Source organism: Streptomyces sp. NPDC093591 (genome assembly GCF_044764885.1).
Taxonomy (GTDB): Bacteria; Actinomycetota; Actinomycetes; order Streptomycetales; family Streptomycetaceae; genus Streptomyces.
On record NZ_JBIWIY010000021.1, the window covers coordinates 70521 to 83103 of the forward strand.

The following is a 12583-nucleotide window of genomic DNA, read 5'->3' on the forward strand; positions in this document are numbered from 1 at the left end:
CGGTCACCTCACGCGCCGTCGGGAAGCTCGGCAACGGCCGCCGAGGAGACGCTCGGACCGGGCGCGATGCGGGGGAGGGGCACGCCGGGTGCCATGGGCGAGCCGCCCGGCGCGGGCCGTACCGTGCGCCAGGCCTCCGTGGCCACCTCACGGAACTGGCGGACGGTGCTGCTCCACCGGAAGTTCCCGGCACGCGCCTCGGCGGCACGGCCCATGACCCTACGGCGCTCCGGGCTGAGCGCGAGGGTGCACCAGGCGGCTGCGAAGGAGCTCTCGCCCCCGGCCAGCACGCCCGTCACGCCGTCCACGACGGAGTCCCGCAGCCCGGGTATGTCGAAGCCGACGGCCGGGGTGCCGCGCGCGGCGGCCTCGGTGACCACCAGGCCCCAGCCCTCCACCAGCGACGGATGCAGCAGCAGCCACGCCTGGCACAGCAGCCGGTGCTTCTCCGCCTCCGAGACCCGGCCGGTGAACACCACGTCCGGCCCGGCCATCGTCTGAAGCCGCTCCCGCTCGGGGCCGTCACCGACGATGACGAGCCGCCCGCCGGTGACCGGACGCACCCGCTCCCACAGCCGCAGCAGCAGATCGATCCGCTTGTACTCGACCAGCCGCCCGACCGCGACGAACAGCGGCTCGGAGGCCTTGGGCAGCAACGGACCGGGGGCGTCGACGCCGTTGTGCACCACCCTGATCCGGTCCGGCGGAACACCGATGGCGCGCAGGGCCGCGGCGGTGGAGTCGGACACGGCGACCGTGAGGCTGTCGCGGTGCGGGCCGGCCAGCGCCCAGTGCTCCAGCCTGCGGCCGAACCGGGCCATGGGGCCCGGGTAGCGCATGTCCCACAGGTCGGTGTGCACATGGTTCACCAGGCACAGGGTCGGCCCCTTGTGCCAGAGCGGAGCCAGGTACGGCATGCCGTTGCACACCTCCACCAGGAGGTCGCAGTCGCCGACCTGACGGGCGAACGCCCGCTTGGCGCGCAGGAAGTGACCGGCGTCGCCGCCCGCCGAGACCACGCGGTAGTCGCGGTACGCGGCCGGGCCGCCGCACAGCAGCGTGACCTGGTGGCCCGCGGCGGTGAGGCCGTCGGCGACACGGTCGACGAGGAGTTCGGAGCCGCCGGCGGCGGGGTTGTCCAGGTCGCGGCGGGCGAGGAAGACGATCCGGCGCGGAAACGGGGACGAGCCGGAGGCGGTGACGTCGGCGCCGGGAGTACGGCGGCCGGCGGCGCGGGGATGAGAGGTGCGGGGATGAGCGGGGGCGATCTTCTCCTGGCCGGGAACCAGGGAGGAAGCGTGCTGGGGCATCGTTGCTCCAACTCGTCGGATGCGGGGGGTGGGGATGCGGGGGGTGCGGAGCCGGGCGTCCGGGGGAGACACGCCGGGCGGGGACGGAGGGTGACGGTTGGGCCGGTTCCGGGAGAACGCGGATTTACTGGCTGGTAACGCCAGTTTTCGGATTCGGCGTTCGATCTGACTACGCACGCAGGTGACAATTTGTCCCTGCTTGGGCCTCCGGATCAGTCACCTGTGTGAGTCCTGTCGACACTCTGTGAGTCCTCCTGCACGGCTCGGCGCCGCCGTCCCCCGACCAGGAACGCCACTCCGGCAGCCATGAGCACACCGCCCGCGACGGTGGCGAGCGTGGGCGCGGTCTCGCCCAGGACCTCCAGTCGCCGGCTGTCGCGCGCGGTCTGAGCCACCTGGGTGCGCCGGGTCGCCTCGGTGAACTCCACCCGGTCGCTCGCCAGCAGCGTGACGGCGTCGGACGAGGCGCCGGGAGCCCGGAGCGTGATCCTCGGCGCGAGACGGGCGTTCATGATCCGGCCGGTGCGCTGCTCCACCACCAGCTCGATCCCGGCGTTGGCGTACCACTGCTCGGCCGCCACCTGCCGCTGCTTCGGCCGTCCCACCAGCGATCCGGGCACCTCACGGGTGACGCCCGTCCGCCTGGGCGCCACGGCGCCGGTGAACCGGTAGCCCTCGTGTCCGAGCACCTTCTCGGTCCCGGAGAACTTCAGCGGTACGGCCCCGCCCAGCACGCCGTCCCACCACTGGTAGGTGCGCTTTTGCACGTCGAACGGGAACTTCAGATAGGCGTCGCCCCGGAACGACGGCTGCTCGCCGCAGCAGTGCACCGGCAGGTTGGAGCGCCGGTCCGTGACCCAGCGCTCGGTGGTCCACTGAAACGATCTGCGCGGGTCCCGAAGCGGCAGCGTGGTCGGGGTGTCGATCTGCGTGGAGACGTTCCACACCGCGTTCCCGGTGCGCTCGGCGGCGGCCACGTCGCCGACGATCCGGCGGGTGATCGTGATCCGCTTCCCGTGCACGGTCTGCAGGGCACCGGTGTCGAAATAGCTGCCGGTCCCGGTGAGGACCGAGTCCGTCGCGACGTCCACCGGCGTGCGCTTGACCCGTGGCTCCACGTACCGGTCGAGCAGCTGGCCGAGAACCAGCGTGAAGACGCCCAGACCGAGCAGAATCAACGGCAGAACGGAAGCTGTACGGCGCATGGGGGCACTCCGGTGGCAGCGGAAAGATGCAGACTGTTGACCTGTGCGACGGGGCGCGGAACAGTCCGGGGCACCCGGGGCGAATCTGGCCTACCGGGGAGTAAGTAGTTATGACCGGCGAAATTAAGCCGCTATTGACCCGGTGTCAACACTGACTTAATACTGATCGTGCCGGACCGGGCCGGAACGCTGGGTGACAACCTCATCGACCGAGAGGCTCCTCGCCCCCATGTCCAGAATCGTCGCCGCCCTCCTGACGTGCGCACTCTCCGCCGCCTTGGCCGCGGGTGCCGCCTTCGGCCTCGTCACCGCCCTGACCGCCGCTCCCGAGCAGCCGAATGTCCCGCTGGTCACCTTCCCCGATCCGGTGGGCGACCGGTCGGTTCCCGCGCCACGCACGCCGACCGCCGACCGCTGATCGCTGATCGCTGATCGCTGATCGCTAGGAGATGGTGCCCGTGCCCGCGCCCCCCGCCTGGCACAAGGTGCCCCCGGAACAGGTACGGCGGTTCGCCGACCTGGCCATGGAGCAGGTGCCGGACATCGCGGGGGACATCCTGCGGACCATGCGCCAGGAGTTCCCGAACCTGGAGCTGACGACCGACGACATGGGCGTGCCGAAGGCACTCCTGGCGATCCGGCTCGCACTGGAGAGCTTCGTGGCGCAGCTGACCACCGACATCGAACGACCCCGCGAACTCGCCGAAGTATTCCGGGAGTTCGGGCGCAATCAGGCACACAAGGGGCGTCGGCTCGACTCGCTCCAGGCGATCTACCGGCTGAACGTACGGCTCGCCTGGCGCAGCCTCGCCGAGATCGGGCAGAACGTCGAGATTCCGCCACCGGCGATGTACGAACTCGCCGAGTCCGCCTTCGAGTACCTCGACGAGCTCGTGTCCCATTCCGTGCGCGGTTACGCCGAGGTCGCCGCCGGCCAGGCGGGGGAGCGGATCCGTCGTCAGCGCCTGCTGGTCGACCTCCTGCTCACCGAACACCGCACCGACCCGTCCGACGCCCTCGCCGAACGCGCCGCCGCCGTCGACTGGCCGCTGCCCGCCGAGGTCGCCGTGGCCGTCCTGCTCCGCCCCGCCCAGCAACTCGTCACACCCGCCCTGGGCGACGAGGTCCTCCTGGACATGGACGGCGAGCAGCCCCGGCTGGTGCTGGCGGACCCCGACGCACCCGGCCGCGTCGAGCGGCTGCACCGCGCCATGGGCGGCTGGTCCGGAGCCATCGGCCCCGCCGTACCCGTGACACAGGCGGCCACCTCACTGCACTGGGCGGCGGCGGCCACGCGGATGATCCAGGACGGCCTGCTGCCGCAGGGCCGGCTCCTGCGCTGCAGCGAACACGCCGAGGCTCTCGTGCTGCTCCCCGCCGAAAAGCTGATCGACGACCTCGCGCGCCGCCGGCTGGCCCAGCTGGCCGAGGCCGGACCGGAACAGGCCCGCCGCCTGGCCGAGACGCTCCTCGCCTGGCTGGAGACGCAGGGCGGCGCGCCCGAGGTGGCCGCCCGGCTCGGCGTCCATCCCCAGACGGTGCGCAACCGACTGCGGCAGATCCGGGACCTTTGGGGCGAGGACCTGGACGACGCCGACCGCCGCTTCGAGCTCGAACTGGTCCTGCGGACACGCCGGTTGCGCGGGGAGCTGACCGACCCGAGTGCCTGAGTGAGCGCCTTGGTGATCGTATTGATCGTAAACGATCGATACGATTGTGGGAGTGGATCGTGGGCGTAGAGTGTGCAGCTCGGGATCACGCTTCGCGTGTGCCCGTGGATCGTACGACCGTTGCCCCAGGGGGAACCGATGCGACTGCACGTCGACCAGCGTCATGAGCGGGTACTCGAACTCGTCCGGGATCGGGGCAGCCTCCGGGTCTCCGAACTCGCCGCCGAACTCGGCGTGTCGGTGGTCACTCTGAGGCGGGACGTGGAGGCGCTCGCCGCGCAGGGCCGGGTGCAGCGGCTGCACGGTGCGGTGGTGTGGCCGGGGGAGACGGCCGTCGAGGCGGGGGAGCGGCCGGAGGGCGCCGAGGGCGTGGTGATCGGAATGATCGTCCCGACGACCAACTACATCTTCGCGGACATCGTCCGCGGCGCCCGCGAGGCCGTCGCGGCACAAGGCGGTCGCCTGGTCCTGGGGGTCTCCGGATACGTCGACGCCGAGGACCCCGTCCAGGCCGAACACCTCCTGTCCGGCGGCGCGCAGGGACTGCTCGCCGCGCCCAGCTGGTTCGGCGGAGTCCCCGAGAACGGCCAGGAGAAGTGGCTGCTGGAGCACGACGTGCCCGCCGTCCTGGTCGAGCGCCTGGCCCCGCCCGGAAACCCCGCCGCGGTGCTCGACCGGGTGCGCACCGACCGCGCCCACGGCGCCGCCGTCGCCGTAGGCCACTTCGCGAGCCTCGGACACCGCAAGATCACCGCCGTCCTCCAGGAAGGCCCGCACGCCACCCAGATCACCGCCGGCTACCAGGCGGCCGTGCGGGCCCTGGGCCTCGACGTGGACAAGGGCGCCCCGACCGTGCGCGAACACGGGGACTACGAGGCAGGCGTCGACTACCTCGTCGAGGGGGTGAAGAAGCGGCGCGTCACCGCCGCGCTGGTGCACAGCGACGAGGACGCGATCGTGCTGGTGCCGCGGCTGCAGGCGTGCGGCATCCGGGTCCCGGACGACCTCGCGCTGATCGCCTACGAGGACGAGGTGGCCGGCCTCTCCGACGTACCGCTCACCGCCGTCGCTCCCCCGACCCGCGCGGTGGGGGAACTGTCCGCCAAGCTCCTGCTGGAACGCCTGGCGGAACGCCGAAACGGACGCGAGCCGGGGCCGCGCCAACACCTCGACCTGCTCCCGGAGTTGAGGGTCCGTTCTTCCTGCGGCGGTGAACAACCGGTCACTGAATGAGCGATCGATGATTGTTTTGATCGTTCCATGCGAACATGTGCGGTCGGCGAGGCCGTGACGCGGGGCCCGTCCGCTCACCCCAGCCGGACGGTGATCCTCTGCGTGACACCCTTCGTCGTGCTCAGGTCCGAGAAGGTGAGCTTCAGTGAGGCGCCGGTCGTCGCCGCGGTCACGGTGGCCGGTTTGGAGATCACCGCCGATACGGCGCGGTTCCAGGTGAGCGTCAGGCTCGTCTGCATCCGCATCGGATCGCTCACGCAGATCACCGCCGTACCGTCGGACCTCTCGCTGATCATCACGGAGCACGGACTGCTCGCGACGAGCGGTCCGGCCGTGCCGCCGAGCCAGAAGTTGACGCCGGTGAAGCCCAGTGAGGGAACGGCCACGCCCTGGCGGTCGTTGGTGTTGGCGAGGACGGTCAGCCAGGTCGTGGCGGCGGCGCGGGCCTGGGTCCGGGCAGCCGTCGCACCGGGCATGAGGAGGTAGACGTAGGTGCCGGCCGTCGGGTTCGTGCCGTGGTCGACGTACATCGTCAGGTACTTGCGGTTCAGCGCCGTCGTGGACCCGCCCTTGTTGATGTCGCTCCACCGGCCGTCCCGCGCCTGCCGAAGTGCCTTGACGGTCGCGCCGCCGGGGAACACATAGCCGCCGTGCCCGCCGATGTGGGCCCAGGTGGCGCCGGTGAGGGTCTCCGACCAGGGGGAGATGGCGGGCTTGGTGATGCCGTCCACGAGGAAGGGGGCACCGCCGGTGGGACCCAGGTTACGGTTCTCGACCGTCGTCTCGACGGTCGTGCCGTCGGTGCATCTGATGCCGGCGCCGAGGCAGACGACCGTGTCGTCCAGGAAGAACCACGACTTCTTCGCGTTCAGTGTGGACTGCAGGCCCTTGAGGTACTGGCCGATCGCCGCCCGCTGACCGTCCGTGGCCCCGCCCACCCAGTTCACATCGGGCAGCGGCGCACCCCAGTCACCGCCGGCCGCGTCGGCGAGAACCTTGCGCGAGACGGTGGTGCCCGGCAGCCGGTACGGGTCGACGGTGGGCCAGAAAGCGTCGCTGTACTGGCCGTTGCCGAAGGTGTCGCCCCACCAGTAGAGCATTCCGGAACCGGTGTGCCAGCCGCGCAGATTCTCGCCGTTGCCGGTCTCGTAGTACGTGATCCGACGGTCGGCCATGCTCAGGGAGACCGCCCAGCCGGGTCTGCGGTGCGTGGCCCGGGCCATGTTGGTGAACAGGCGGTGGCCGGTCGGCTCGGCGATCGCAGTGATCGATGTGTCGTCCAGGACCGACTTGAGGCGGGCCAGGGCCGTGAGACCGATCGACCGATTGCTCATCGGCGGGCTGTAGTAGTCACGCTGCAGCCACCCCTTGACCAGACCGCGCCAGCGAGCGTTCTCCGTCGCACTCGCGCCCTGACCGAGCAGAACGATCGACGCGAGGATCGGATGACCACGCACGTGATCGTTCTGCTGGACCTGATTCGTGCCGGACGCGGACGCGGACAGCCCCCGGCTGATCGCCCGGCCGGCCACGCCGTCCATCACCAGCCCGTTGTAGAGGAAGGGCGCCCACGCCTTCTCGACCGCGTCGAACACGATCTGCCGGTTCGCGTCGGTGACCTCCCAGCTCGACCCCGCCAGCAGCGCGAACAGCATCCCGAGCCCGCCGAGCAGGACCGATCCGTACGAGCCCGTGTACGGCACGGTGGTGTGCTGGACGAACGACCCGTCCGCGTAGAGCCCGTCCCCGCTGGTGACGTACGGGAAGACGGGGGAGAGGGCGTCCCGCGCCAGGGCGACCTTCGCGGGGTTCGCACCGACGATCCCGCGCAGCGCCAGTACCCGGCACAGGTCGACGCGGTTGGCCCCGGTGCTGGTTCCGGTGTAGGCGGCGACCGCCGAGTCGGGCACGAAATGGTCGACCGCCGCGAGGTAGTCGGCGATCCGCCCCGCCGACAGGTGCTCGTACATCAGCACACAGACGTCCAGCAGCGCCTGCGGGGCGCCGATCTGCCAGCTGTACCAGTTGCCGTACCGGGTCCGGCCCGCGTTGTAGACCTCGGAGTGGAGGTGGTCCAGCCCGGTGAGGATCGCGTCCTTGAGCCCGGTGTCGCCCGTCAGTCCCGTGCCCTGTTGGCAGTACGCCTGGGCGAGCGTGGCGAGCCGGCTGTAACTGGCGTTCATGTTGCCGGAGTAGCCGTACGACTCCTGATCGGTGTCGGGCTCCGGGTCGGCGTACACCAGGTCCGGCCACAGGGAACCGGCCGCCGGAGCCATCGAGGCCCGCAACTGGCCTGCGCTGCTGCCCAGTTCGGCGAGCCGGCTCTTGAACGGTTCGGACGTGGGGCTGAACCCCTCGCCCAGGACGAGCGTGCGCCACTTCTGCCGCAGGGTCGCGAACTCGTCCGCCTCCACGGCCGTTACGGCGGAAGGAGGCGCGGCGCTCGCCTGAACGGGCAGGCCGAGCGCGACAGCGGTGCCGGTACTTGCGGCGAGAAAGCCGCGGCGTGACCAACGAGTCGTCATGACGGCGCTTTCTAGCAGGGGAACGTTCAAACGCTCAACAGTTGATACCGACTTGAACGTTTCGATCGCTTTCGGTGCGTCTCGGCGCGTGACTCGGAGAGATGACTCGCCTGGGTGAATCGCTGGGTGAATCGCCGGGTGAACCACCCGGGGTGAATCGCCGAGTTGAAATCGCAACGACCGCCCGGCACACCCACGGTCACCCACTCGCGCCCGCTGTCACTCACTCACGCCCGCTGAACCGCCGGGACGGCAGCCCCGTATCACTCCTCGGGGAATGGTGAAGCCCGTGAAGACGGGACGGAAGGAGAGCGGCGTGTCCACACGGCCCGACGCCGAGCAGTCCGACGAAGAGCCGGCCCTGGAACCGATCCGGGTCCTGCGGCCACGCCGTACCGATGCCCTGGCGGAGCTGTTCAAGGAGTTGGAGCAGGACCGCAACGGCTACGAGACGGTGGCCGTCCCCGGCGCCCTGCCCGGCGCCGACGACGCGACACAGGAACTCCCGCCCCTCGCCGCGGACACGTGGATCGCACCGCGCGGCAGCGGAGCCCGCTTGGACCCGGCCGTCTCCGGCCCCGGATTCCGCCGCGCCGCCGTCGCGGTCGCCGTGACGGCAGCGGCGGTCATCGGTTTCGGTGGGGCGCTGCTGCTCTCCGGCCGCGGCGACGGAGCGTCGGCCGGCGACACGCCTCCGTCCGCGACCGCCTCGCCATCGTCCGCGCCCACCGAGACCGGCCCGGGCGGATCCGGCGCCGGTGCCCCCGGGGGGCCTGCCGTCTGCACCGCGTCCTTCCGGACCGTCAACAGCTGGCAGGGCGGCTACCAGGGCGAGGTGACCGTGACCAACGCGCCCGACTCCGCCGTCTCCGGCTGGACCGCGACGGTCGTACCGGCCGACGGCGCACGCCTGACCCAGGTCTGGGACGGCACCCTCACCACGGCCCGGGACGGCACGGCCACGGTCGCCAACGCGTCATGGAACGGGAGGCTGGAGCCCGGTGGGAGCGTCAGGTTCGGTTTCCTCGCCGACGCCTCGGCCTCGACCGGTGCCCCCTCGGCGAAGGTCACCTGCGCGGCGACGAACGACGCGCCCTGACGTCCGGCGCGACCTCGAGAGCGCTCGGCCGGTGCGCGGGGCCGGTCAGCGCCCGTGGTCGATCAGTGCCTGGGACACCGCGCGCACGCTGCGGGCGATGTGCTGAAGCTGCATGACCTCCGCCGCGTACAGCTTGATGGTGTGCTCGATGACCGACTCGGGCATGCCGAGCGCGGGCAGGTCGGCCCGTGCGGTCTGCAGTGCGGTGCGGGCGACCCGGATCTCGTTCTGGACCTGGATCTGCGCATGGCGGGCGAGCAGGACGGGGTGGCGGATCAGGGCCGGATAGCTGGCGTAGCGGGCCGGCACCAGCTCGCGCAGCCACTTGGCCGCCGAGCGCTCCCAGTCGTAGGAACCGGGGGTCTTGACCTGGCACGGCCAGTCCGAGCTGATGCGCGTGGTCGTCAGAGTCATGGTCATCGCTTCCGGGTGTGCGGCGTCGTTGAGGGTGTCCGACGGGGTCGGGGCGGCCCCGGCCTAGGGGATGACCGGGGCCGCCGCCACGGGCGCTCGCGCAGGCGATGCCCGACCGAACAGCCCGAGCGCCGACGCGGGTAGGAGACGGCGGCTGCGGCTGTTCGCTGAGGAGCCCGGAGTGGCAGACGGCGTTCGCACGGCGGATGGGGTGACGTGCGCATGAGCGGACCGGCTGCTTTCTGCGGGCGGATGATGCGTGTGAAGTATTTATATATGCCGTCCGCTTTGCAAGGAGCATGAAAACATTCATGCGCGATTTGGGGTGAATGGTGCCCCTGCTGTGCGGTTTGTCCGGAGTGGGGAGTGGCCCGAGACGCCGGGCTCGGCGAAGGAGGGATCAGTCCCGGAGGAAGAACTGGTGCTGGTCGGAGATCTGCTCGTAGTCCTCGAGCCGCGCCTGGGTCCGCTCCGGGTCGGCGTCGGTCATGGCCTGCAGCAGGGCGGAGGCCATCACGCCGGGCGCGGCGTAGGAGTCGAAGACCAGGCGGGAGCCGGTGCCGGTGGCGAAGACGACGTCGGCCGTGTCGGCCACCGGCCCGAGCGCCAGGTCGGTGACCAGGGCGACCTTGAGCCCGGCGCTGCGCGCGACCCGTAGGGCGGTGAGCGTCTCCTGGGCGTGCCGGGGCATGGAGAACGCCAGCACCCAGGTGCCGCCGGCCTCGCGCGACTGGAGCAGCGCGTCGTAGGCGACGCTGCCGCCCCGCGTCACCAGCCGCACGTCCGGGTGGATGCGGCGTGCCGCGTAGGCGAAGTACTCGGCGAGGGAGGCCGAGATGCGCAGCCCGAGGATGGTCAACGGGGTCGACTGCGACAGTTTGCGGCCGACGTCGATCACCTGGTCGGGGTCGGCGAAGTCGCGCCGCAGGTTCTCCAGGTTCTCGATCTCGGCGTCCACCGCGGACTGCAGTTCGTTGGCGCCGTTCTCCTCGGCGGCCTCCGGGCCCTTGGCGAGGGTGCCCAGGGCGATCGACTGGAGCTTCTCCCGTAGCGCGGGGTAACCGCTGAAGCCGACCGCCGCGGCGAAACGCGTCACCGAGGGCTGGCTCACGCCGACCCGTTCCGCCAGATCGGTGATCGAAAGGAACGCGGCCTCGGTGATGTGCTCGATCAGATACTGGGCGATGCGCCGCTGCCCGGGGGAGAGCCGGGGATGGTCGAAGAGGGTCCTGAGCTGGGAAGTCGGGGACGCTTCCACTTCCGGAGCGCTCTTGCCCGAGGTGATCGCGGATGCCTGTGCGCGTGCCTGCTGCGGCGATGGCAGGGAGGCGCCTCCTTTGTCTTCCACAGTGCTTCAACATAGCTCACACAACGTGGTGACCAGGGCCGCTCCGAAAGTCCACGCTCACCGGCGATAGATTGTGATCGAATGACCGACCGTATCGATCGGACGACTGCTGTCGATCAGTTCGGCCAGCCGCCCGGTCGCCTTGGCCACCGAGGAGTCCGACACGACCAGCAGCCCGCGGACTTCGCGCACGGGCACCTCACGCGGATCGGTGCCGTGGACGCCGTAGAAGGACGGCACCCCGCTGCCCTTGTACACGAGCCAGATCCGCTCGCCCCGGTACCGCTCCCGCAGCCGGTCCGCGAGCCTGCCGAGGTCCTGGCCCCAGTCCACGTTGGAGTCGTGCAACCGCAGACGAGTCTTCTCCGGACCGCCGAACGCCTCGTTGGAGTACGGCAGATAGTAGGGGTACGTCCGCACCGAGCTGACCGCGACGAACAACGCCAGCGCCCCCACCGCGACCGGCGCCCACCGCCACCGCACCGCGAGCACACAGCCCGCCGCCACCGCCAGGAACATCGGCACGAACACGGCGTACCGCGTACCGAAGTCCCGCGAGCCGGTCATCGCGGCGGCCAGGAGTACGGCCGTCGGGATGAGCAGATACGGCGCCGCGGGCCGCAGCCGTCGTACCGTCACGACCGCGACGGCACCCGCCGCCCACAGCGCGAGCATGCCGAGCGGCGTCTTCACCAGCAGCGCGGCCGGCAGGTAGTACCAGAGCGACCCGGTGTAGAGCCGCCCGAACAGGAAGCCCTCCCACGGGTGGTTCTCGAAGCCGAACTGGATGCGCATCCCGTCCCGGTACGCCTCCGGGAACGGCAGCAGCTCGACGACCAGCCCCCGCAGTCCGTGCACATCGGGGACGTGCTGCTGCGGCGACCAGCGCAGCCGTGAGTCGACCACCAGATACGACACCCATACGACGGCGACCGCGGTCAGCGCCACGACACCCGCAGCCGCGACCGCCCGCGCGAGCTTCCCGCGCAGCGGCTCCGAGGCCGTCGGCTCCGCGGCCGGCTGTGCGCACCGAACCGACAGGGCGGCGAGCCCCAGCAGCACCGGAACCGCCGCCAGGGTGCTCATCTTCGTGGCCAGGGCCGCGCCCAGCGCCAGGCCGGCCGCAGGCAGGAACAGGCGAGGCCGTCCGCGGGCCCGCCACAAAAGCCACGCCGACGTCAGCACGAACCCGGCGGCGGGCACGTCCAGGGTGGCCAGTGAGCCGTGCGCGATGACGTCGGGGGAGAAGGCGTACAGACCGAGCGCGGTCAAACCGCCCAGCACGCCCACGAGTTCACGGGCGAAGGCGAAGACGATCAATCCGAACAGAAGCGTCAACACGATCACGGGCAGTCGGGCGAACAGCATCAGCTGCCACGGATCGTTGCCGGACTCGTACAGCAGATGCCGCCCCAGCCGGCCCTGGCCACCGGCGAAGGACCCGTCGACATGCGGATCGGCCAGCGCCACCCCGACAGCGATGACCAGCTTCCCCAGCGGCGGATGCTCGGGGTTGTGGCGCAGGCGGCGCTCATGCAGATACTCGGCCGCCGTACCCACGTACACGGGCTCGTCGATGGTCGGCGTCTGCTGCACAGCCGTGGTCACCATCGCGACGGCCATCTGACCGAGCAGCACGACGACGAGGAGCGGCACGAGCCACCGCCTGCGCGACGCCCCCGAGGGCCGCGCGCAGGGGAGCGCCTCCGGAGCCCCGACCGAGGCCGGGGCCGAGTGCTGTTCGAGCGCCATCATCCGCTCCGCGGCGGCGTCGCCCCC

At 71.0% G+C, this 12583-nt stretch carries 10 protein-coding genes; 4 read left to right on the forward strand and 6 right to left on the reverse strand.

Going from position 1 to position 12583, the window contains the following annotated elements:
* Positions 1–8: 8 nt before the first annotated feature.
* Together ACIREI_RS37335 and ACIREI_RS37340 are read right to left on the reverse strand one after the other, a co-directional pair.
* Positions 9–1310: a glycosyltransferase family 4 protein gene (locus ACIREI_RS37335; RefSeq protein WP_403342824.1), complete on the reverse strand. Its 1302-nt coding sequence runs from the start codon at positions 1308–1310 to the stop codon at positions 9–11.
* A 212-nt stretch (positions 1311–1522) separates the two neighbouring features.
* Positions 1523–2515: a DUF3068 domain-containing protein gene (locus tag ACIREI_RS37340; protein WP_403342827.1), complete on the reverse strand. Its 993-nt coding sequence runs from the start codon at positions 2513–2515 to the stop codon at positions 1523–1525.
* Between the two features lie 229 nt (positions 2516–2744).
* On the opposite strand from ACIREI_RS37340, the gene ACIREI_RS37345 reads away from it, so the two are divergent.
* From ACIREI_RS37345 to ACIREI_RS37355, 3 genes are all read left to right on the forward strand, one after another.
* Positions 2745–2933, forward strand: a complete 189-nt coding sequence (locus tag ACIREI_RS37345) for a hypothetical protein (protein WP_403342830.1) — start codon at positions 2745–2747, stop codon at positions 2931–2933.
* Between the two features lie 31 nt (positions 2934–2964).
* Entirely contained in the window at positions 2965–4185 is a 1221-nt protein-coding gene (locus tag ACIREI_RS37350) for a helix-turn-helix domain-containing protein (RefSeq protein WP_403342833.1), read from the forward strand.
* A 138-nt stretch (positions 4186–4323) separates the two neighbouring features.
* Positions 4324–5418, forward strand: a complete 1095-nt coding sequence (locus ACIREI_RS37355; protein ID WP_403342836.1) for a substrate-binding domain-containing protein — start codon at positions 4324–4326, stop codon at positions 5416–5418.
* 74 nt (positions 5419–5492) lie between these two features.
* Here ACIREI_RS37355 and ACIREI_RS37360 read toward each other — a convergent pair whose 3' ends face one another.
* Complete coding sequence (locus tag ACIREI_RS37360) at positions 5493–7943, reverse strand: polysaccharide lyase 8 family protein (protein WP_403342838.1); 2451 nt, start codon at positions 7941–7943, stop codon at positions 5493–5495.
* Between the two features lie 316 nt (positions 7944–8259).
* Between ACIREI_RS37360 and ACIREI_RS37365 the strand changes: the two genes are divergently transcribed.
* A complete protein-coding gene (locus ACIREI_RS37365; RefSeq protein WP_403342841.1) occupies positions 8260–9042 on the forward strand; it encodes a cellulose binding domain-containing protein in 783 nt (260 codons plus the stop codon).
* Positions 9043–9087: 45 nt separating this feature from the next.
* On the opposite strand, the gene ACIREI_RS37370 is transcribed toward ACIREI_RS37365, so the two are convergent.
* The 3 genes from ACIREI_RS37370 to ACIREI_RS37380 all read right to left on the reverse strand — a co-directional run bounded on the left by ACIREI_RS37370 (position 9088) and on the right by ACIREI_RS37380 (position 12559).
* Positions 9088–9462 carry a hypothetical protein gene (locus ACIREI_RS37370; RefSeq protein ID WP_128436504.1) on the reverse strand — a complete coding sequence of 125 codons (375 nt, stop codon included), beginning with the start codon at positions 9460–9462 and terminating at the stop codon, positions 9088–9090.
* Between the two features lie 394 nt (positions 9463–9856).
* Positions 9857–10804, reverse strand: a complete 948-nt coding sequence (locus ACIREI_RS37375) for a MurR/RpiR family transcriptional regulator (RefSeq protein WP_403342843.1) — start codon at positions 10802–10804, stop codon at positions 9857–9859.
* 57 nt (positions 10805–10861) lie between these two features.
* Entirely contained in the window at positions 10862–12559 is a 1698-nt protein-coding gene (locus ACIREI_RS37380; RefSeq protein WP_403343161.1) for a phospholipid carrier-dependent glycosyltransferase, read from the reverse strand.
* Between the last annotated feature and the right edge of the window lie 24 nt (positions 12560–12583).

What these genes read in the sequence shown, in the direction of transcription:
- ACIREI_RS37355 (WP_403342836.1), top strand. Translation starts at nt 4,324, where the DNA reads ATGCGACTGCACGTCGACCAGCGTCATGAGCGGGTACTCGAACTCGTC.
- ACIREI_RS37350 (WP_403342833.1), top strand. Translation starts at nt 2,965, where the DNA reads ATGGTGCCCGTGCCCGCGCCCCCCGCCTGGCACAAGGTGCCCCCGGAA.
- ACIREI_RS37335 (WP_403342824.1), bottom strand. Translation starts at nt 1,310, where the DNA reads ATGCCCCAGCACGCTTCCTCCCTGGTTCCCGGCCAGGAGAAGATCGCC.
- ACIREI_RS37345 (WP_403342830.1), top strand. Translation starts at nt 2,745, where the DNA reads ATGTCCAGAATCGTCGCCGCCCTCCTGACGTGCGCACTCTCCGCCGCC.
- ACIREI_RS37360 (WP_403342838.1), bottom strand. Translation starts at nt 7,943, where the DNA reads ATGACGACTCGTTGGTCACGCCGCGGCTTTCTCGCCGCAAGTACCGGC.
- ACIREI_RS37380 (WP_403343161.1), bottom strand. Translation starts at nt 12,559, where the DNA reads ATGATGGCGCTCGAACAGCACTCGGCCCCGGCCTCGGTCGGGGCTCCG.
- ACIREI_RS37370 (WP_128436504.1), bottom strand. Translation starts at nt 9,462, where the DNA reads ATGACCATGACTCTGACGACCACGCGCATCAGCTCGGACTGGCCGTGC.
- ACIREI_RS37340 (WP_403342827.1), bottom strand. Translation starts at nt 2,515, where the DNA reads ATGCGCCGTACAGCTTCCGTTCTGCCGTTGATTCTGCTCGGTCTGGGC.